Annotated in this window: 20 protein-coding genes; 13 read left to right on the forward strand and 7 right to left on the reverse strand. The window is 65.7% G+C overall.

The features are described from left to right. The first annotated feature begins 3 nt into the window (after positions 1–3). From ACIGJC_RS05640 to ftsB, 3 genes are all read left to right on the forward strand, one after another. Entirely contained in the window at positions 4–297 is a 294-nt protein-coding gene (locus ACIGJC_RS05640) for a DUF1330 domain-containing protein (protein ID WP_483711036.1), read from the forward strand. Positions 298–410: 113 nt separating this feature from the next. Beyond that, positions 411–1,700 (forward strand): phosphopyruvate hydratase, encoded by a 1,290-nt coding sequence (eno, locus tag ACIGJC_RS05645; RefSeq protein ID WP_483711037.1) that lies wholly within the window; start codon positions 411–413, stop codon positions 1,698–1,700. A 158-nt stretch (positions 1,701–1,858) separates the two neighbouring features. Next, a complete protein-coding gene (gene ftsB / locus ACIGJC_RS05650) occupies positions 1,859–2,200 on the forward strand; it encodes a cell division protein FtsB (RefSeq protein WP_483711038.1) in 342 nt (113 codons plus the stop codon). Positions 2,201–2,264: 64 nt separating this feature from the next. Here ftsB and ACIGJC_RS05655 read toward each other — a convergent pair whose 3' ends face one another. The 3 genes from ACIGJC_RS05655 to ACIGJC_RS05665 form a co-directional block, all read right to left on the reverse strand. Next, positions 2,265–2,648, reverse strand: coding sequence for a hypothetical protein (locus ACIGJC_RS05655; protein ID WP_483711039.1), 384 nt, complete (start codon positions 2,646–2,648; stop codon positions 2,265–2,267). A gap of 148 nt (positions 2,649–2,796) precedes the next feature. Next, complete coding sequence (gene hslO / locus ACIGJC_RS05660) at positions 2,797–3,798, reverse strand: Hsp33 family molecular chaperone HslO (protein WP_483711040.1); 1,002 nt, start codon at positions 3,796–3,798, stop codon at positions 2,797–2,799. 50 nt (positions 3,799–3,848) lie between these two features. Next, complete coding sequence (locus tag ACIGJC_RS05665; protein WP_483711041.1) at positions 3,849–4,373, reverse strand: gamma carbonic anhydrase family protein; 525 nt, start codon at positions 4,371–4,373, stop codon at positions 3,849–3,851. Between the two features lie 155 nt (positions 4,374–4,528). Between ACIGJC_RS05665 and ACIGJC_RS05670 the strand changes: the two genes are divergently transcribed. Continuing rightward, positions 4,529–5,383, forward strand: coding sequence for a ferritin-like domain-containing protein (locus ACIGJC_RS05670; RefSeq protein WP_483711042.1), 855 nt, complete (start codon positions 4,529–4,531; stop codon positions 5,381–5,383). Here the strand turns inward: ACIGJC_RS05670 and ACIGJC_RS05675 are convergent. Further along, positions 5,380–7,110 (reverse strand): acetate--CoA ligase, encoded by a 1,731-nt coding sequence (locus ACIGJC_RS05675; protein WP_483711043.1) that lies wholly within the window; start codon positions 7,108–7,110, stop codon positions 5,380–5,382. The genes ACIGJC_RS05670 and ACIGJC_RS05675 overlap by 4 nt on opposite strands. Positions 7,111–7,231: 121 nt before the next feature. Between ACIGJC_RS05675 and ACIGJC_RS05680 the strand changes: the two genes are divergently transcribed. After that, positions 7,232–8,125, forward strand: a complete 894-nt coding sequence (locus ACIGJC_RS05680; protein ID WP_483711044.1) for an alpha/beta fold hydrolase — start codon at positions 7,232–7,234, stop codon at positions 8,123–8,125. An 11-nt stretch (positions 8,126–8,136) separates the two neighbouring features. On the opposite strand, the gene ACIGJC_RS05685 is transcribed toward ACIGJC_RS05680, so the two are convergent. Further along, on the reverse strand, positions 8,137–9,228 hold the full coding sequence (locus ACIGJC_RS05685) for an NAD(P)/FAD-dependent oxidoreductase (RefSeq protein ID WP_483711045.1): 1,092 nt from the start codon (positions 9,226–9,228) through the stop codon (positions 8,137–8,139). Positions 9,229–9,369: 141 nt separating this feature from the next. On the opposite strand from ACIGJC_RS05685, the gene ACIGJC_RS05690 reads away from it, so the two are divergent. The 7 genes from ACIGJC_RS05690 to ACIGJC_RS05720 all read left to right on the forward strand — a co-directional run bounded on the left by ACIGJC_RS05690 (position 9,370) and on the right by ACIGJC_RS05720 (position 15,391). Beyond that, positions 9,370–10,215, forward strand: a complete 846-nt coding sequence (locus ACIGJC_RS05690; RefSeq protein ID WP_483711046.1) for a 3',5'-nucleoside bisphosphate phosphatase — start codon at positions 9,370–9,372, stop codon at positions 10,213–10,215. An 85-nt stretch (positions 10,216–10,300) separates the two neighbouring features. Next, positions 10,301–10,924: an L-threonylcarbamoyladenylate synthase gene (locus ACIGJC_RS05695; protein WP_483711047.1), complete on the forward strand. Its 624-nt coding sequence runs from the start codon at positions 10,301–10,303 to the stop codon at positions 10,922–10,924. Positions 10,925–10,976: 52 nt separating this feature from the next. Beyond that, positions 10,977–11,642 carry a site-2 protease family protein gene (locus ACIGJC_RS05700; protein ID WP_483711048.1) on the forward strand — a complete coding sequence of 222 codons (666 nt, stop codon included), beginning with the start codon at positions 10,977–10,979 and terminating at the stop codon, positions 11,640–11,642. Between the two features lie 11 nt (positions 11,643–11,653). After that, entirely contained in the window at positions 11,654–12,229 is a 576-nt protein-coding gene (locus ACIGJC_RS05705; RefSeq protein WP_483711049.1) for a class I SAM-dependent methyltransferase, read from the forward strand. A 137-nt stretch (positions 12,230–12,366) separates the two neighbouring features. Continuing rightward, positions 12,367–13,251 (forward strand): 4-hydroxy-tetrahydrodipicolinate synthase, encoded by an 885-nt coding sequence (dapA, locus tag ACIGJC_RS05710; protein ID WP_483711050.1) that lies wholly within the window; start codon positions 12,367–12,369, stop codon positions 13,249–13,251. A gap of 45 nt (positions 13,252–13,296) precedes the next feature. Then, positions 13,297–14,529, forward strand: a complete 1,233-nt coding sequence (bamC, locus tag ACIGJC_RS05715) for an outer membrane protein assembly factor BamC (protein WP_483711051.1) — start codon at positions 13,297–13,299, stop codon at positions 14,527–14,529. A gap of 73 nt (positions 14,530–14,602) precedes the next feature. Next, on the forward strand, positions 14,603–15,391 hold the full coding sequence (locus ACIGJC_RS05720) for an MBL fold metallo-hydrolase (protein ID WP_483711052.1): 789 nt from the start codon (positions 14,603–14,605) through the stop codon (positions 15,389–15,391). A gap of 91 nt (positions 15,392–15,482) precedes the next feature. On the opposite strand, the gene ACIGJC_RS05725 is transcribed toward ACIGJC_RS05720, so the two are convergent. Then, positions 15,483–15,725, reverse strand: a complete 243-nt coding sequence (locus ACIGJC_RS05725; RefSeq protein ID WP_011297289.1) for a hypothetical protein — start codon at positions 15,723–15,725, stop codon at positions 15,483–15,485. 200 nt (positions 15,726–15,925) lie between these two features. After that, positions 15,926–17,134, reverse strand: a complete 1,209-nt coding sequence (locus ACIGJC_RS05730; protein ID WP_483711053.1) for a ribosomal protein uL16 3-hydroxylase — start codon at positions 17,132–17,134, stop codon at positions 15,926–15,928. Between the two features lie 11 nt (positions 17,135–17,145). On the opposite strand from ACIGJC_RS05730, the gene ACIGJC_RS05735 reads away from it, so the two are divergent. Further along, positions 17,146–17,670 (forward strand): FKBP-type peptidyl-prolyl cis-trans isomerase, encoded by a 525-nt coding sequence (locus ACIGJC_RS05735; RefSeq protein WP_483711054.1) that lies wholly within the window; start codon positions 17,146–17,148, stop codon positions 17,668–17,670. The last annotated feature ends 56 nt before the right edge of the window (positions 17,671–17,726 follow it).

Below are 17,726 nucleotides of genomic sequence, written 5' to 3' on the forward strand. Positions count from 1 at the left end.
AGCATGGCCGCGGGCTATATCATCGCGTACGTCGACGTAACCGATCCCCAGCAGTACGAGGAATACAAGGTGCTCTCCAGCAAGGCCATGCAGATCCATGGTGCGGAAGTGGTGGTGCGCGGCGGCAAGGCTGAAAACCTTGAAGGGGAATGGGCGCCGACCCGCGTCGTCGTGCTGAAATTCCCGAGCGTCGAAGCCGCCAAGGCCTTCCATGACGGAGAGGCCTACCTCGCGGCCCGCAAGGCACGCGAGCACGCGGCGCGCATGAATATGATCGTGGTCGAGGGCGTGGCCTGAGCCGGCAAGCCCTTTTTGCCTTTTCCGGGCGGGTTGCATCGCCCTGGCACGAGCAGGACACAAGCAGGTTGCAGTAATCCGCAGAGCAAGAATCAACAGTCAGAGAGGAATTCATGAGTGCAATCGTAGATATCATCGGTCGCGAGGTTCTCGACTCGCGTGGCAACCCCACCGTCGAGTGCGACGTGCTGCTGGAATCCGGCGTGATGGGCCGTGCGGCCGTGCCGTCGGGCGCATCGACCGGTTCGCGCGAAGCCATCGAACTGCGTGACGGCGACAAGGGCCGCTACCTGGGCAAGGGCGTGCTGAAGGCCGTCGAGCACATCAACACCGAGATCTCCGAAGCCATCATGGGACTGGATGCTTCCGAGCAGGCCTTCCTGGACCGCACCCTGATCGACCTGGACGGCACCGAGAACAAGGGTCGCCTGGGCGCCAACGCCATGCTGGCCGTGTCGATGGCTGTTGCCAAGGCCGCCGCGGAAGAAGCCGGCCTGCCGCTGTACCGCTATTTCGGCGGCTCGGGCGCCATGCAGATGCCGGTGCCGATGATGAACATCGTCAACGGCGGCGCGCACGCCAACAACAGCCTGGACATCCAGGAATTCATGATCATGCCGGTGTCGGCGACCAGCTTCCGTGAAGCCCTGCGCTGCGGCGCCGAGGTTTTCCACGCGCTGAAGAAGATCCTGTCCGACAAGGGCATGTCCACTGCCGTGGGCGACGAGGGCGGCTTCGCCCCGAACTTCTCGTCGAACGAGGAGTGCCTGAACACCATCGTCCAGGCCGTCGAGAAGGCCGGCTACCGCATGGGCGAAGACGTGCTGCTGGCGCTGGACTGCGCCGCCAGCGAGTTCTACCACGAAGCCGAAGACGTCTACGTGCTGGAAGGCGAAGGCCTGAAGCTGTCGTCGACGCAGTTCGCCGACTACCTGGCCAACCTGTGCGACAAGTTCCCGATCGTGTCGATCGAGGACGGCATGGCCGAAGGCGACTGGGACGGCTGGAAGACGCTGACCGACAAGCTGGGCAAGAGCGTCCAGCTGGTCGGTGACGACCTGTTCGTGACCAACACCAAGATCCTGAAGGAAGGCATCGAGAAGGGCATCGGCAACTCGATCCTCATCAAGATCAACCAGATCGGCACCCTGACCGAGACCTTCGCCGCCATCGAGATGGCCAAGCGCGCCGGTTACACCGCCGTGATCTCGCACCGTTCGGGCGAAACCGAAGACAGCACCATCGCCGACATCGCCGTGGGCACCAACGCCGGCCAGATCAAGACCGGTTCGCTGTCGCGTTCGGACCGTATCTCGAAGTACAACCAGCTGCTGCGCATCGAGGAAGATCTCGGCGATATCGCCAGCTACCCGGGCAAGAGCGCGTTCTACAACCTGCGCTGAACCCCGGCGGGCGCCTGAAGCGCCCCTGACGGCGGCGGCACGGATTCACCCGTGCCGCCGCCGTTGTTGTATCCGGATTTGTATCGAAATCTGGCCGGCATTGCCTTCCGGCCCGAGTTCGCACATCATTGTGCGGAAATTTCCGTCCGCCACGCCTCATGCGCCTGATTTCTTTGCTGTTGTTCGTACTCCTGCTGGCCATCCAGTATCCGCTCTGGCTCGGCAAGGGTGGCTGGCTGCGGGTCTGGGAACTCAACCGGCAGGTGCAGGAGCAGGCCACCCGGAACCAGACGCTGAAGCTGCGCAATGCCAAGCTGGAAGGGGAAGTGAAGGACCTGCAGGACGGCACCGGCGCCATCGAGGAGCGTGCCCGCTATGAACTGGGCATGGTGAAGGACGGCGAGGTGTTCGTGCAGTTCGTTGCGCCGGCGCCAAAGGTCAGCGCCACGCCGCCACTGCCGCCGCCGCCGAATTCGACGGCCGCCACAGGCCGCCACTGAGTGCGAGCCTGTTGACCGCCCGCCTCGTCGGGCGGTTTTGCCATGTGTCTGTGTCCCGCGAGTATTACCACCCGTACGGGTAGCCGCCCCAGTAGCCGGGCGAGCTGATGCCCACGCCACCGCCCCAGTGGCCGCCGCCCCAGCCTCCATAGAAAAGATTCCAGCTTGTCGTCGGATAGGCGTACGCGCGGTAGGCCGCCTCGGCGGCCTGCTGGCGGCCGATAGCCGCCTCCTGGTCGTGCAGGATCTGCTGGTTCAGGGCGTCTAGCTGCTGCATCTGTTCGACGCTGAGCGGGGCGCCGGAAGCCGCATCCGGGGCCAGGCGGGCAGTCGCGGGCGTGCCGTTGATATCGCGCGGCACCGGCGCGGCACAGCCGCCCGCCAGCAGCGCGGCAGCCAGCAACGCTGGCAGGACAGGCAGGGAGCAGGAAATGCGGGTGGCGGGCATGGCGGCGAGGACTGGCGGGTCGGAACGTTGCGCCGGCTCGGTGGAGACGGCGCCATCGATAACAGCTTAGCTGTTGGACTTGCGCCTTGCAGGGTGGTTCGCAGCCGACATGCCCGCTGCAGGTCCGGCCCGGCGGGCCGGTTCCGAATCAATGATGGTGATGCGCGCCCTCACCGGCGCCGGTGGCGACGTGCGATGGCGTGAACAGTTGGGCGCAGTCCACCGCATCGAATTCGTAGCGCTGGCCGCAGAAATCGCAGTGGATTTCCACATTGCCGCGCTCTGCGACGATGCCTTCGATCTCTTCCTGGCCCAGCGAGTGCAGCATGCCCGCCACCTTGGCGCGCGAGCACGAGCACTGGAAGTGCGGGGTGAGCGGCTCGAAGACGCGCAGCCCGGCCGCTTGCAGGTCTTCCCAGAACAGGCGGCGCAGCAGCGTGTCCGGCGTTTCGGCCAGCAGCTCGTCCGCCTTCAGAGTGTTGCCGAGCTGGCAGGCACGGTCCCAGGTGTCCAGATCTTGTGCGCGGCCGTGCTCGCCAAGCGCGGAGCCGGTCTCGCCAACTTCCTGCGTGCCTCCGTACGACGGCAGCTTCTGCAGCAGCATGCCGGCCGCGGCATGGTCATCGGCGGCCAGCCACAGGCGCGTGTCGAGCTGCTCGGAGGCCTGCATGTAGTGCTCGAGCACGGCGCTCATGCTGGCCAGCGGGCCATGGGCGTCCGCCAGCGGCACGATGCCCTGATACGGCTGCTGGCCCGGCAGCTTGTCCTTCGGGTCGAGCGTGATGGCAAAGCGGCCGTGGCCGTGGGCATTGACGAGCTCGGTCAGCGTGGCGTCGTCGGCGATCTGCGCGCCTTCGGCCAGCTTGGCCGTGGCGCGCATCGACAGGTCGGACAGGCACTCCACCACCAGCATGCGCACCGGGCCATCGCCATGCAGCTGCATGACGAGCGCGCCGTTGAACTTGAGGTTGGCCGACAGCAGCGCGGCGGCAGCCATCATCTCGCCCAGCACGCGCCGCACGGGCGCGGGATAGGCGTGGCGGCTCAGCACTTCGCGCCAGGTGGCTTCCATGCGGACCAGTTCGCCGCGCACGGGGGCCGCGTCGAACAGGAACTTCTGCAGGGTGTCGGGGGTGGTCGTATCGGTCACAATAATCTGTCTGTCAATCGGTTGTAGCTGTCGCGGCGCTTGTCAGTCGATCAGTCGATCCGCTTGAGCTGTTGCTTGTACATGGCCTGGCGCGTGGCGTAGGTCTCGGCATTGCGGTACAGGTTCGCCACGTCCTGATCGGTCAGTTCGCGCACCACCTTGGCGGGCGCGCCGAGTATCAGCGAACGGTCCGGGAATACCTTGCCTTCGGTCACCACGGCACCCGCGCCGACCAGGCATTCCTTGCCAATCACCGCGCGGTTCAGCACCACGGCCTGGATGCCGATCAGCGAGCCTTCGCCGACCGTGCAGCCGTGCAGCATGGCCTGGTGGCCGATGGAGACCTTGTCGCCCAGCGTCAGCGGGCAGCCCGGGTCGACGTGCAGCACCGAGCCTTCCTGGATGTTGGTGTCCACGCCGACCACGATCGGTTCGTTATCGCCCCGGATCACGACGCCCGGCCAGGCACTGGCGCGCGACTTCATGGTCACGTTGCCGATGATGGTGGCTTCGGGGGCCACATAGGCGTCCGGGTCGATATTGGGAACGAGTTCGCCGAGCTGGTACAGCGCCATGGAGTCTCCTGCACGAAGGTAGTTATCTGGGGGTTGCCGCCGGCCTTTAAAGAGCCAGGGGAATGGCCGCGTCCGGCCTTGTGCCGGCACGCCGCATGAACGGCCGGGGGTGACCGGCGTGGCTCTACAATGGCGGCAGACCGGATTTTACGCCTATGCCAGAGATTTCACCCGCCGCCCGACTGCCTGACCCCGCACAAACGCTGCGCCGGCGGGCACTCGGCGTGCTCTGCCGGACCGATGCGCACGACAAGGCCAATGCCGCCCGCGCGCTGTTCCGGGACTTCACTCAGGCCGATGCCGCTCGGCTTGGGGCGGAAGATCACATCACCGCCGACGCGACGCTCGGCATTCCGGGCCGCCCGCCGCGACCGGAACTGGTGCCCCCGCAACAGGTCCAGCGCCGCCGCTCGCTGCATACCGACGAAGGGCGCGCCGCCATGATCCACGCGCTGTGCCACATCGAATTCAACGCCATCAACCTGGCGCTCGATGCGGTCTGGCGCTTTCCCGGCATGCCGGCCGACTACTACCGCGACTGGTTGCGCGTGGCGGACGAAGAGGCGCTGCATTTCACCTTGCTGGCGGACCACCTCGGCACGCTGGGATTTGGCTACGGCGATTTCCCCGCCCACAACAGCCTCTGGGAGATGTGCGACCGCACCGCCGGCGACGTGCTGGCACGTATGGCGCTGGTGCCACGCACGCTCGAGGCGCGCGGGCTCGATGCCTCGCCGCCGGTGCGCGCCAAGCTGGCCGGGGTGGGCGACCACGCGGCCGCCGCCATCATCGACATCATCCTGCGCGATGAAGTCGGGCATGTGGCCATCGGCAACCACTGGTACCGATGGCTGTGCGCGCAGCGCGGGCTGGATCCCGTATCGACCTATGCCGCGCTGGCGCAGCAGCACCGGGCGCCGAAACTGCGCGGTCCGTTCAACCTCGATGCGCGCCGCGCCGCGGGTTTCGACGAGGATGAGCTGGCGTGGCTGGAGGCCTCGGCGGGTTAGCCCTTGCCGGCCGCACGCTCCTGCTCCAGCAGCCTGAGCACCCGGCGCTGGACCTTCCCGGTAGTCGTCATCGGCAACTGGTCGATGAACTCGATCTTCTTGGGATACTCGTAAGGCGCGAGCTGGCCGCGCACGTGTTCCTGCAGCGCGGTCACCAGCGCAGCGTCGCTGTCGGACGAGCGCGCCACCGAAGGCGTCAGCACGATAAAGGCCTTGACCACGGCGCCTCGCTCGGTGTCCGGCGAAGGCACCACCGCGCAGTTCGACACGGCGGGATGCTTGAGCAGGCAGTTCTCGATCTCGCTCGGGCCGATGCGGTAGCCGGACGACTTGAACACATCGTCGGCCCGGCCCTGGTACCAGAGGTAGCCGTCGGCATCGATGCGGGCCAGGTCGCCGGTGCGGCACCAGCGCAAGCCGTCGCGCTCGACATATCGCGCGGCCGTGGCCGCTTCATTCTTCCAGTAGCCGAGGAAAAAGACCGGATCGGCATGGCCGTGGAGGTCCGTAGTGCAGACCGCCACCTCGCCGTCCTCGCCGGGCGCGCACGGCCGGCCTTCGTCATCGATGACCTGTACGCGATGGCCGGGGTAGGGCCGGCCCATCGAACCTGGCCGCGCCGGCCAGCCCAGGCACGCGTCGTCATGCTGGGACGTGCAGTTGCCGACGATGTAGTTGATCTCGGTCTGGCCGAACATCTCGTTGACGACCACGCCCATGGCGTCGCGGCACCAGCTAAACACGGTTTCGCCGACGGCCTCGCCGGCGCTCATCAACGCGCGCAACTTCAGCGTGTAGCGCTGCCGCGGCTCGGGACAGGCCTTCATCATCTGCTTCAACGCAGTGGGAAACAGGAAGGTGTTGGTGACGCCGTAGCGTTCCAGCAGCTCGAACGCGCGCTCGGCCGAGAACCGGCCCTGGTAGCCCACGATCGGCTTGCCAAAGTACAGCGCCGGCATCAGCGCATCCCAGAGTCCGCCGGTCCAGGCCCAGTCCGCAGGGCTCCAGAACACGTCGTCGTCCTGTGGATACCAGTTCTGCGAGCAGACAAAGCCGGGGAGGTTGCCGATCAGCGCCCGGTGCGGGATCAGCGCGCCTTTGGGAGGACCCGTGGTGCCGCTGGTGTAGATCAGCACGGCAGCTTCGTCCGCCTTGGTTTGCTCAGCGGTGAACGTCGGCGATTGCGCGGCCAGCAGGACGTCCCAGTCGTGGTCGCCTCGCCCCCGCGCATCGCCAGCGGCGATCACGGTGGCGAGTGTCAGGCATTCCGGCCGTGCCGCGAGCACGTTGTCGATCGAGGTCTCGTCGGCGATCGCCACCACGGATTCGCTATGGCCGATGCGGTAAGCCAGTGCCTCCGGCCCGAACAGCATCGACAGCGGCGTAGCGATGGCGCCGAGCTGAAAGATCGCCATATAGGCGATGGCCGTCTCGATGCGCTGCGGCATCACGACTGCGACGCGGTCGCCGCGCTGCACGCCAAGGTCGCGCAATGCCGCGCAGAGCCGGTTGGCTTCCGCCTGGAGATGCGCAAAGCTGAACGCGTCGCGACGCCCGTCTTCATGCTCGGTATAGACCGCGATGCGGTCGGCGGTGGCCGGGTCCCGTGCCCAGCGGCCACAGCACGCTTCGGCCAGGTTGAAGTGCGCGGGCACCGCCCACCGGAAGGTGTCGTAGAGCGCCTGGTAGTCATCGCGCCGGCTTGCCGGCAGGGCCGCTGCTGCCATGCTGCTGTCTCCTTGTCAGTCTCGTTATAATTCTGCGAACGATCGTTCGATTTTAGGCGGGCTTCCGCTCCGGCTCCCGGTTCCGGGCAAGGCTCGGAAAGTCCGCAACCAGGGGAGACAAATGACAATCAAGGAAACCTCGCGTTCTGAATTTATCACGTTGCGTGGACTGCGCTGCCACGTGCGCGAGTGGGGAACGCCTGGCGCGCCCAAGCTGTTCATGCTGCATGGCTGGATGGACGTGGCGGCATCGTTCCAGTTTCTGGTGGACTGCCTGGAGCGCGACTGGCACGTGATCGCGCCCGACTGGCGGGGCTTTGGCGAAAGCGACTGGCCGACGCGCTATCCGGGTACGCATTCCTACTGGTTTGCCGACTACCTTGCCGACCTGGAGGCGCTGCTCGACCACTACCAGCCCGAAGGACGGGTGGACCTGGTGGGGCATAGCATGGGCGCCAACGTGGCTTGCCTGTACGCCGGCATTCGGCCCGAGCGCGTGCGCCGGGTGGTCGATCTCGAAGGGTTTGGCATGACGCAGACGCGCCCCGAGCAGGCGCCGAAACGCTATGCGCGCTGGCTCGATGAACTGCGCGAACGGCCGGAGTTGCGCGCCTACGAAGATGTCGCCGGCGTGGCGGCGCGGCTGCAGAAGACCAATCCGCGCCTCCCGGACGATCGCGCCGCGTTCCTGGCCGAGCACTGGTCGCGCCGCAACGAAGCCGGGCAATGGGAAATCCTCGGCGATCCCGCGCACAAGCTGGTGAATCCGGTGCTGTACCGGCTCGAGGAAATCATGGCGATCTGGGCGCAGGTGAGCGCCCCGGTGCTGCACGTGGAAGCCCGCGATTCGGAAACGCTGCGCCATATCGCGCACAAGCAGTCGCTTGAGGAATTCCGCGAGCGTTTCCGCGCGTTCCGCGATTTCCGCGAGGCGGTGATCGATGATGCGGGCCACATGCTGCACCATGACCAGCCCGCCGCAGTGGCGGCGCTGATCGAGTCGTTCTGCACCTGAACGCGTAACCCTCAGGCGTGCGTGAGCTTTTCCTTGAGCGCGGCGTTGTTGCTGGTGTGCACGTGCACCAGCGACTTCTCGGGGAACGCGTAGTGATAGGCCTTGCGCAAGGCCAGCGCGGCCTCATGGAATCCGGACAGGATCAGCTTCTGCTTGTTGGCGTAGTAGGCGATGTCGCCGGCGGCGAAGATGCCGCGCCGCGAGCTTTCATAGGTGGTGGTATCCACCAGGATGCGGCCGGCGCGCATGTCCATGTCCCACTGCGCGATCGGGCCGGGCTCGGAGACTAGTCCATAGAGCGCCACCAGTTCGTCCGCGGGCAGCGTCTGGACGCCGTCGCGGCTGCGCACCTCGATCTCCGTGAGCGCGGCATCGTTGCCTTCGCCAGTCGTCTTGAGGGCGCCAAGCATGCCGACGACGAAATCCATCTCGCCGTCCGCCACGGCGGCGCGCATCTCGGCCACCGTGCCGTCGGCGGCGCGGAAGCCTTCGCGCCGGTGCAGCAGGGTGACGCGAGCCGCCACCTTGCGCAGCGCGAGCGCCCAATCCAGCGCGGAATCGCCGCCGCCTGCGACAACCACGCGCTTGCCTGCGAAGCGCGATACATCGCGCACCGCGTAGTGCACATGGCGGTCTTCCAGCGCCGGCGCCTCCGGCAGCGACACGCGCTGCGGCGCAAAGGCGCCGGCGCCGGCGCAGACCAGCACGGCGGCAACGTCGAAGCGTTTTCCGGCGTCGGTTGTCACCAGCAGGCGGGCATGGCCGTCGCCCTGAACGGGCAGCACCTCGGTCACGCTTTCGGCACGCTGGTTGAAGTGCATCGGGAAGGCAAAGGGCGCACACTGCTCCAGCAGGCGATCCACCAGGTCCTGGGCCAGGCAGCCCGGCACGGCCGGGATGTCGTAGATCGGCTTTTCGGGGTACAGCTCGGTGCATTGGCCGCCCGCGCGATCCAGGACGTCGATCAGTTCGCATTTCAGGCCGAGCACACCGGCCTGGAATGCGGCGAACAGGCCGACCGGGCCTGCGCCGACGATCAGCACGTCGGTGGTGATGGTGGTGTCGGCGGTGCCGGGCTGCGCAGTGGTGTTGTCGGTGGACATTGGCTTGGTGCGGCGGTGAATCCAAAACCCGACTATACCGCGCCACCGGCGCCACGCCGTCGACGCCAGCGTTGCTGGCAAGGGCTTTGCGCGGCGGGCATCGAGCCAGCCCGAACGCACATACGGGAGTAGAATAAGTCCATGCCCGACCCCCATACACTCAACGCAGACCTGCACTGCCATTCCACCGTGTCCGATGGCACATTGCCGCCACGCGCCGTTGCCGAACGCGCGCATGCCGGCGGTGTGCGGTTGTGGTCGCTCACGGACCATGATGAAGTCGGCGGCCAGGCCGAGGCGCGTGCCGCGGCCGAGTCCCTGGGCATGTGCTACGTCCCGGGCGTCGAGATTTCCGTGACATGGGCCGGGCAGACCGTGCATATCGTAGGCCTGCAGATCGACCCATTCTGTCCGGAACTGATCGACGGCCTTGCCGACACGCGCTCCGGCCGTGGGCGGCGGGCCCGCGATATCGGCGACGCACTGGCGAAGATCGGCATCGAAGGTGCCTATCAGGGCGCGCTGAAGCATGTCGGCAATCCGGACCTGATCTCGCGCACGCATTTCGCCCGCTGGCTCGTGGACCAGGGCTACTGTGCCACGATCAGCGACGTCTTCAGCCAGTACCTGTCCGAAGGGCGGCCTGGCTACGTGGGGCACCGCTGGGCAAACCTGTCCGAGGCCGTTGGCTGGATCCGCGCGGCTGGCGGTATCGCCGTGATGGCCCACCCGGGCCGCTACAACTACACCGACACCCAGCACGACGCGCTGTTCGACGAGTTCACGGCGCTGGGCGGCGGCGCGGTGGAAGTGGTGACCGGCAGCCATACGCCGGACCAGTACCAGCGCTACGCCACGGTGGCCCGGCACTACGGCTTGCTGGCATCGCGCGGCTCTGATTTCCACGGCCCCGGTGAAGGGCGCGTGGAACTAGGCACGCTGCCGCCCTTGCCGTCCACGGTCACGCCGGTATGGCACGACTGGTAGCCGGCCCTGTCCGCCGGGCTGGCGCGGGCGAAGATGCCTGGCCGCCGGCCGCGAATCCTGTCCGAACACGCACCTGAGCCCGGCCATGTCACAGTACTTCGAGATCCACCCGCTTAACCCGCAGCCGCGACTCATCAAGCAGGCCGTGCAGATCGTCCGCCAGGGCGGCCTGATCGCGTTGCCGACCGATTCCAGCTATGCGCTGGGCTGCCAGCTTGACGACAAGGCAGCCGTGGAGCGACTGCGCCGGCTGCGCGGCATCGACGACAAGCACCACCTCACGCTGATGTGCAGCGACCTGTCCGAGCTGGGCAGCTTTGCACGCGTCGACAACCGGCAGTACCGCTGGATCAAGGGCGCCACGCCAGGGCCGTACGTCTTCATCCTCGAGGCGACCAAGGAGGTGCCGCGCCGGCTGTCGCACCCGGCCCGCAAGACCATCGGCGTGCGCGTGCCCGATCACGCCATTCCGCTCGCGTTGCTGGCCGAAGCCGGCGAACCGCTGCTGACGGCGACGCTGCAGTTGCCTGGCGACGACGAGCCGCTGAACGATCCGTCGGAGATCCGGACCCGGCTCGAAAAAATGGTGGACCTCGTCGTCGACGGTGGACCGGCGCCGGCCCAGCCCACGACGGTGATCGACCTGACCAGCGGGGAGCCGGAGCTGGTGCGCGCAGGCAGGGGCGATATCGCACGGTTCGGACTCTGAATTCCCGCCGCCGAGTGATCTGCCGGTCAGCCCGCCCGGTACAATAAGCCCCATGGATTCTTCCCTCATTCAGACCTTTGCGGTCTACGCCCTGCCAGTGCTGTTCGCGATCACGCTGCACGAGGCGTCGCACGGCTACGTGGCCAAGCACTTCGGCGATACCACGGCCTATGCGCTGGGCCGCGTCAGCCTGAACCCGGCGCGGCACATCGATCCGATCGGCACCATTGCCGTGCCGTTGCTGCTGTACCTGCTGACCAACGGACAGTTCGTGTTCGGCTATGCCAAGCCGGTACCGGTCGACTTCGGCCGGCTGCGCAATCCGCGCTGGCACGGCATGTGGGTGGCGCTGGCCGGGCCGGCCAGCAATGTGGTGCAGGCCTTCCTGTGGGCGCTGATCGCGATCGGGCTGGCGTGGGCGCACGTGTCCGAGCCGTTCGTCAGCGAAATGGCGCGCGCCGGCGTGCTGGTCAACCTGGTGGTGGCCGCATTCAACCTGTTCCCGATTCCGCCGCTGGATGGCGGCCGCGTGGTGACCGCGCTGCTGCCGCCGCGCGTGGCCTACTCGGTGTCGCGCATCGAGCCGTACGGCATTTTCGTCGTCATGGCCCTGGTCGCGGCCGGCGTGATCACCTCGGTCTGGATGCGGCCGGTGATCAACCTGCTCAGCTCGGTAGTGGAGCTGATGCTGCGGCCGATCATCATGCTGCTGCAATAGGATCGCGGTCCATGTTCGCTCACGCGCCGACCGGCGCTCCGTCTGAATGGGTCACGCGCTGGGCCCATCTCGTGCACCCGGCCGGCCGGGTGCTCGACCTTGCCTGTGGCAGTGGCCGGCATGCGCGCTGGTTTGCCGGACGCGGCCATGCCGTGGTCGGTGTCGATCGCGATGTCGAAGCGGTTGCGGCGCTTCCTGCGTCTGTTGCCGGCCGCGTGGAAGACCTCGAACAGGGCGCCTGGCCGCTCGCCGACGAGGCACCGTTCGATGCGGTCATCGTCACCAATTACCTGCACCGCCCGTTATGGCCCGCTCTTGTCGATGCGCTGGCGCCCGGCGGCGTGCTGCTGTACGAAACCTTTGCCAGCGGCAATGAGACCGTCGGCAAGCCTTCACGTCCGGATTTCCTGCTTCAACCCGGCGAATTGCTTGAAGTGGCCCGCACGCGCGGGCTGCGTGTGATCGGCTATGAGGATGGCTTTCTTGAAGTGCCCAAAACAGCGTTTGTGCAACGCCTGTGTGCCGTGCGCGAGGTGCCGGTAACGGCAGCTGGCAGCGCCCCGGCACGCTACCGGCTGCCGGCATGAAGTGACGCCTCGCCGGTCCGCGAGAATGCGGCTTCACACGTTGATACGCTTGATGTAACCGCTTGTCGGAACATCGGTCGGAGCGGCCGGCGGTTCCGGTACAATCCTGTTATTCGCATCCCGAATTCCCTAACGTTATGACACAGATTACCGGCAGCATTGTTGCCATCGTCACCCCGATGCATGAGGACGGCAGCCTGGACTATCCGGCACTGCGGGCCCTCGTCGACTGGCACGTGGCCGAGGGCACCGATGCCATCGTGATCGTTGGCACCACCGGCGAATCGCCCACCGTCACGGTGGACGAGCACTGCGAGCTGATTCGCGTGGCGGTGGAGCAGGCTGGCAAGCGGATTCCCATCATCGCCGGTACCGGCGGCAACTCGACCAATGAAGCCATCGAACTGACGGCCTTTGCCAAGAAGGTCGGTGCCGATGCCTCGCTGCAGGTCGTGCCGTACTACAACAAGCCGACCCAGGAAGGCATGTACCGGCATTTCCGCACCATCGCCGAGGCGGTCGACCTGCCCGTGATGCTGTACAACGTGCCGGGCCGCACCGTTGCGGACATGAACAACGACACCATCCTGCGCCTGGCGCAGGTGCCTGGCATCGTCGGGGTGAAGGAAGCGACCGGCAACATCGATCGCGCCGCGCAGCTGATCAAGGACGCGCCCGAAGGCTTTGCGATCTACAGCGGCGACGATCCGACCGCCGTGGCGCTGATCCTGCTGGGCGGCCAGGGCAATATCTCGGTCACGGCCAATGTGGCGCCGCGCAAGATGCATGAGATGTGCGCGGCCGCGCTCAAGGGCGACGCCGTCACCGCGCGCCGCCTGCACATGGAGCTGATCGAGCTGAACAAGGCCATGTTCATCGAGGCCAACCCGATCCCGGTCAAGTGGGCCCTGCAGCAGATGGGCAAGATGGAAGGCGGCATTCGCCTCCCGCTCACGCCGCTGTCCGAGTCCAACCACGAGACCGTGCGCAAGGCACTGGCCGCCACCGGCCTGCTGGGCTGATTTCCGGCGCACCCGTGCCGCTCTATCAACTAGGATTGCGTGTCAATGAAACTCAAGCTTAACCGCCGTGGCGCGATGCAAGTCCGCCGCGCCGCACTGGTTGTGCCCGTGCTTGCCGCAGGCGTCATTACGGGCTGCAGCAGCATCAACGATGCCATGCAGCCGGACAAGATCGACTACAAGTCGTCGGCCTCCAAGCGGACCCCGTCGCTCGATATCCCGCCGGACCTGACCAAGCTGGACGGCGATCGCCGCTACTCGGTGCCCGACCAGAACGGCACGTCGACGCTGTCGAACTACAGCCAGTCGACCAAGACCCGCGAAGCCTCGCCGACCGAAAATGTCCTGCCTTCGGCGCAGGGCGTGCGCATGGAGCGTGATGGCAACCAGCGCTGGCTGGTGATCAGCAACGGCATGCGTGCCGATCAGCTGTGGCAGTCGCTGCGTGGCTTCTGGCAGGAAAGCGGTTTCCTGCTGGTCCAGGATTCGCCTGAAACCGGCATCATGGAAACCGACTGGGCGGAAAACCGCGCCAAGATTCCGCAGGACATTATCCGCAATACCATCGGCAAGGTGTTCGACGGCCTGTACTCGACGTCGGAGCGCGACAAGTTCCGCACGCGCGTCGAGCGCGCGCAGAATGGCACGCTCGAAGTCTTCATCAGCCATCGCGGCGCGCAGGAGCAGCTGACCGGTGTCGACAAGTCGACCACGGTCTGGACGCCGCGTCCGGCTGATCCGGAGCTGGAAGCCGAATTCCTCTCGCGCCTGGCACAACGCCTGGGCGTGCAGAAGGAGCAGGCCGACCAGATGGCCAAGAACCCGACGCCGGCTGGCAACAGCGCGGCGGCCGGTGCCGCAGCGGCGGCTACCGGTGCCGCGGCAACCGCGGGCGATACGTCCTCGGCCGCAGGCAAGTCCTACCTGGCGCAAGTCAACGGCGCTCCGGCGCTGCAGTTGCCCGAGCCGTTCGACCGCGCCTGGCGCTCGGTCGGCCTGTCGCTTGATCGTGTGAACTTCACCGTGGAAGACCGCGACCGCGCGCAAGGCCTGTACTACGTGCGCTATGTCGATCCGCGGACCAGCGTCGACAGCCGCGGCTTCTTCTCCAAACTGTTCACCAAGCCTGATGATCCGAAGACCGCCAAGAAGTACCGCGTGGCGCTCAAGGGCACGGGGTCGGGCACGCTCGTGACGGTGCTCAACGAAGCTGGCCAGCCGGAAAACGGCGAAGTCGGAAAGCGCATCCTCTCGCTGCTCGACGAGCAACTCCACTGATCGTCGGCGTGCAGAGAAATCGAACGGGCCGCCCGGCCCGGTTTGCACGGCATGCAATGAGACAGGCGCAAGCATGATGCGCTTTGCCTTTCTTGGCAGCGGCAGCGAGGGCAACTCGCTGCTGGTCGAATCCCGCGAAGGAACCACCACCACCCGCATCCTGCTGGACTGCGGCTTCGGCATCCGCGAGACCGCCAGGCGCCTGGAGCGCCTGGGCGTCACGCCGGATCAGCTCGACGCCGTGCTGGTCACGCACGAGCACGGCGATCATGTCGGCTCGGCCTATGCCTTCGCGGCGCGTCATGGCCTGACGGTACACACCAGCCACGGCACATGGCTGGCGACCTGCCATTTGCGGGGCGCCAACGCGGCCGACGTGCGCGTCTGCGCTGCCGATCATGTCTTCAGCATCGGAAGCCTGCAGGTGTTGCCGTACACCGTGCCACACGATGCGCGCGAGCCCTTGCAGTTCGTGCTCTCCAACGGGGACGCGCGTCTGGGTGTGCTGACCGATATCGGCATGGAGACGCCTTATGTGACGGCGCGCCTGTCGGGCGTCGATTCGCTGGTGCTCGAATGCAACCACGACCGCGAGCTGCTGCGCAACTCGGTCTACCCGGCTTCACTGAAGCGGCGCATTGGCGGCGACTTCGGTCACCTGGCGAACGAGGTGGCGGCCAGCATTCTTGCGCAGGTTGTCCATGGCGGACTGAACCGCGTAGTCGCGGCGCATCTCAGCAAGCAGAACAATACGGTGGAGCTGGCCAGGGCCGCATTGGCATCGGCACTTGGTGCCTTGCCGGCGGATGTGCTGGTGGCGGACCAGGATTCCGGGCTGGACTGGCAATCAGTCCGCGGATGAGGTGAGGGTGATGAGTTAAGGGTGCCGCTGCGAGCGGCGCAGAAACGAAAAAACCGACCCGAAGGTCGGTTTTTTCGTTGGTGCGAACCAATTACTGCTTGGCAGCCGGGGCCGAAGCATCAGCGGCCGGAGCCGAGGCGTCAGCAGCCGGAGCCGAAGCTTCAGCAGCCGGAGCGGCCGGGGCTTCAGCAGCCGGAGCCGAAGCTTCAGCGGCGGGAGCAGCAGCAGCCGGAGCAGCGGTGTCAGCGGCCGGAGCGGCGGCTTCTTCCTTCTTGCCGCAAGCGGCGAGAGCAACAGCGGCCAGCAGCGATGCGATCAGGAGAGACTTCTTCATTGTTCGTCCTTTAACTTGTAATAACCAAAAAAACAGGCGATGAATAATTACCGGTAATTATCGCTCTTGAACTGCAAAATAGAGGCTCTCCCGGTGCCGACAAATGCAGTGGTACACAGTACTAGCCAGCCGACGATTATATCCGCGTTTTCCCGGCTTGTGTAGCGTCGAAATTTACGGGATTGCAATGTTACGCATTATTACAGTGCGGGGGGTGACAACTGCAACCAGCCCTCCAGCGTCCAGTGGTGGAATGTGTCGAGCAGGTCCGGCAGCTCGGCGCATGCCTTGATTTCCGCAGCGGTGAGCTGCCGATAATCGGCCAGCTTGTGCAACCAACGTGCCAGATCGGGCGGAGGCTCATAAGCTTCCCCGTTCAGGAAGAAATGCGTACCGTCATAGAGCGCAATCGAACCGGGGGCCAATACGACCCCGTGCGTGCGTGCGAGCTTTGCGTACTGGCGCATCGGGATATCGGGCACTTCCGCGAACTCGACCGTCGGCTTGGGTTCGGACAGGTAGGTGCCGATGAATTCCGACACCATCGCGCTGTTCCATTGCAGGGCCTTCAGACGCTGCGCGACAGCCTTAGCCATGCCCGCGGGCAATTGGGCGGGATGCTTTGCCGCGCGTTCGCCGGCGTCCGCATAGCGGCCGCCCAGGTCTTCGTTGTCTTCCACCGTTTCGGAAAGCCACGCCAGGAAATGGCCTGCGAGTTCGCGATAGGCGGGGGCGCGGAAGCCGATCGAGCAGGTCATGCATTCGCCCTCGGCAATGCCATCGTGGGCGTACTGCGGCGGCAGGTACAGCATGTCGCCGGGTTCCAGCACCCATTCCTCTTCGGCGCTGAAGTCCGCCAGGATTTTCAGCGGGAGGTTGGGCAGCAGGTCAAGCTTGGTCTGCGACGAGATGCGCCAGCGGCGCCGGCCCGAAACCTGCAAGAGGAACACGTCATACGAGTCAAAGTGGGGACCCACGCCGCCGCCGTCGGTGGCGTAGCTGATCATCAGGTCGTCCAGCCGGGCGTCAGGCACGAACCGGAACTGGCCCATCAGGTCCGCCGCGGCCGTGTCGTGGAGGTTGACACCCTGCACCAGCAGGGTCCACTGTTTCGCCTTGAGGGATGGCAGGTTTTCTGCGGCAAAGGGACCTTGTTCGAGCTTCCATCTGTTGCGAAAGTGCGTCACCAGGCGCGATTCGACTTCGGTCCTGTCCGCCAGTGACAAAAGCGCTTCGCGCGACACAGGTGGCACGATTCCAGGGAACGCCTGTCGAATCAAAAGTGGCTTGCGTTGCCAGATATCACGCATGAATGCAGCGGGCGTCATGCCACCGAGAAGGCCGAGCGGTGCATCAGGATCGACGGGGCCAGGTGGCAGGGCGTGCGCGTATAATGCGGAATCGTTCATGGAGTCAAGAATTGAAAATCGCTAAGAACACGGTGGTGTCCGTGATGTACAAGCTGTCGGATGCGCAAGGCAATCTGATCGAGGAATCGGATGAGGCCATGGTCTACTTGCACGGCGGCTATGATGGCACGTTCCCCAAGATCGAGGAAGCACTCGACGGCCACGACAGTGGCTTCGAAACCCAGTTGCAGCTGGAACCCGAAGACGCGTTCGGCGACTATGACGCCGACCTCGTCAAGGTCGAGCCGCGCGACCGTTTCCCCGAGCCGCTCGAAGTCGGCATGCAGTTCGAAGGCATGCCCGAAGATGGCGATGAAGAAGACTCCGTCATCTACACCGTGACTGACGTGGCCGAAGACAAGGTAGTGCTCGACGGCAACCATCCGCTGGCCGGCATGGCGCTGCGTTTCTGGCTGAAGGTGTCGGAAGTGCGTGAAGCCACGGCCGAGGAAGTCGAGCACGGCCACGCGCACGGGGCCTCGGGTGTCGAGGTGGTCGACGAAGATGACGACGACACGCCGCACACGCTGCACTGACGCTTAGCCGTCTTGATCTCAGCAAAAGAGCCGGATCTTCCGGCTCTTTTGCGTTT

The sequence above is a fragment of the Cupriavidus sp. C3SS-1 genome (assembly GCF_057073755.1).

What these genes read in the sequence shown, in the direction of transcription:
- ACIGJC_RS05640 (WP_483711036.1), top strand. Translation starts at nt 4, where the DNA reads ATGGCCGCGGGCTATATCATCGCGTACGTCGACGTAACCGATCCCCAG.
- eno (WP_483711037.1), top strand. Translation starts at nt 411, where the DNA reads ATGAGTGCAATCGTAGATATCATCGGTCGCGAGGTTCTCGACTCGCGT.
- ftsB (WP_483711038.1), top strand. Translation starts at nt 1,859, where the DNA reads ATGCGCCTGATTTCTTTGCTGTTGTTCGTACTCCTGCTGGCCATCCAG.
- ACIGJC_RS05655 (WP_483711039.1), bottom strand. Translation starts at nt 2,648, where the DNA reads ATGCCCGCCACCCGCATTTCCTGCTCCCTGCCTGTCCTGCCAGCGTTG.
- ACIGJC_RS05665 (WP_483711041.1), bottom strand. Translation starts at nt 4,373, where the DNA reads ATGGCGCTGTACCAGCTCGGCGAACTCGTTCCCAATATCGACCCGGAC.
- ACIGJC_RS05670 (WP_483711042.1), top strand. Translation starts at nt 4,529, where the DNA reads ATGCCAGAGATTTCACCCGCCGCCCGACTGCCTGACCCCGCACAAACG.
- ACIGJC_RS05675 (WP_483711043.1), bottom strand. Translation starts at nt 7,110, where the DNA reads ATGGCAGCAGCGGCCCTGCCGGCAAGCCGGCGCGATGACTACCAGGCG.
- ACIGJC_RS05680 (WP_483711044.1), top strand. Translation starts at nt 7,232, where the DNA reads ATGACAATCAAGGAAACCTCGCGTTCTGAATTTATCACGTTGCGTGGA.
- ACIGJC_RS05685 (WP_483711045.1), bottom strand. Translation starts at nt 9,228, where the DNA reads ATGTCCACCGACAACACCACTGCGCAGCCCGGCACCGCCGACACCACC.
- ACIGJC_RS05690 (WP_483711046.1), top strand. Translation starts at nt 9,370, where the DNA reads ATGCCCGACCCCCATACACTCAACGCAGACCTGCACTGCCATTCCACC.
- ACIGJC_RS05695 (WP_483711047.1), top strand. Translation starts at nt 10,301, where the DNA reads ATGTCACAGTACTTCGAGATCCACCCGCTTAACCCGCAGCCGCGACTC.
- ACIGJC_RS05700 (WP_483711048.1), top strand. Translation starts at nt 10,977, where the DNA reads ATGGATTCTTCCCTCATTCAGACCTTTGCGGTCTACGCCCTGCCAGTG.
- ACIGJC_RS05705 (WP_483711049.1), top strand. Translation starts at nt 11,654, where the DNA reads ATGTTCGCTCACGCGCCGACCGGCGCTCCGTCTGAATGGGTCACGCGC.
- dapA (WP_483711050.1), top strand. Translation starts at nt 12,367, where the DNA reads ATGACACAGATTACCGGCAGCATTGTTGCCATCGTCACCCCGATGCAT.
- bamC (WP_483711051.1), top strand. Translation starts at nt 13,297, where the DNA reads ATGAAACTCAAGCTTAACCGCCGTGGCGCGATGCAAGTCCGCCGCGCC.
- ACIGJC_RS05720 (WP_483711052.1), top strand. Translation starts at nt 14,603, where the DNA reads ATGATGCGCTTTGCCTTTCTTGGCAGCGGCAGCGAGGGCAACTCGCTG.
- ACIGJC_RS05725 (WP_011297289.1), bottom strand. Translation starts at nt 15,725, where the DNA reads ATGAAGAAGTCTCTCCTGATCGCATCGCTGCTGGCCGCTGTTGCTCTC.
- ACIGJC_RS05730 (WP_483711053.1), bottom strand. Translation starts at nt 17,134, where the DNA reads ATGAACGATTCCGCATTATACGCGCACGCCCTGCCACCTGGCCCCGTC.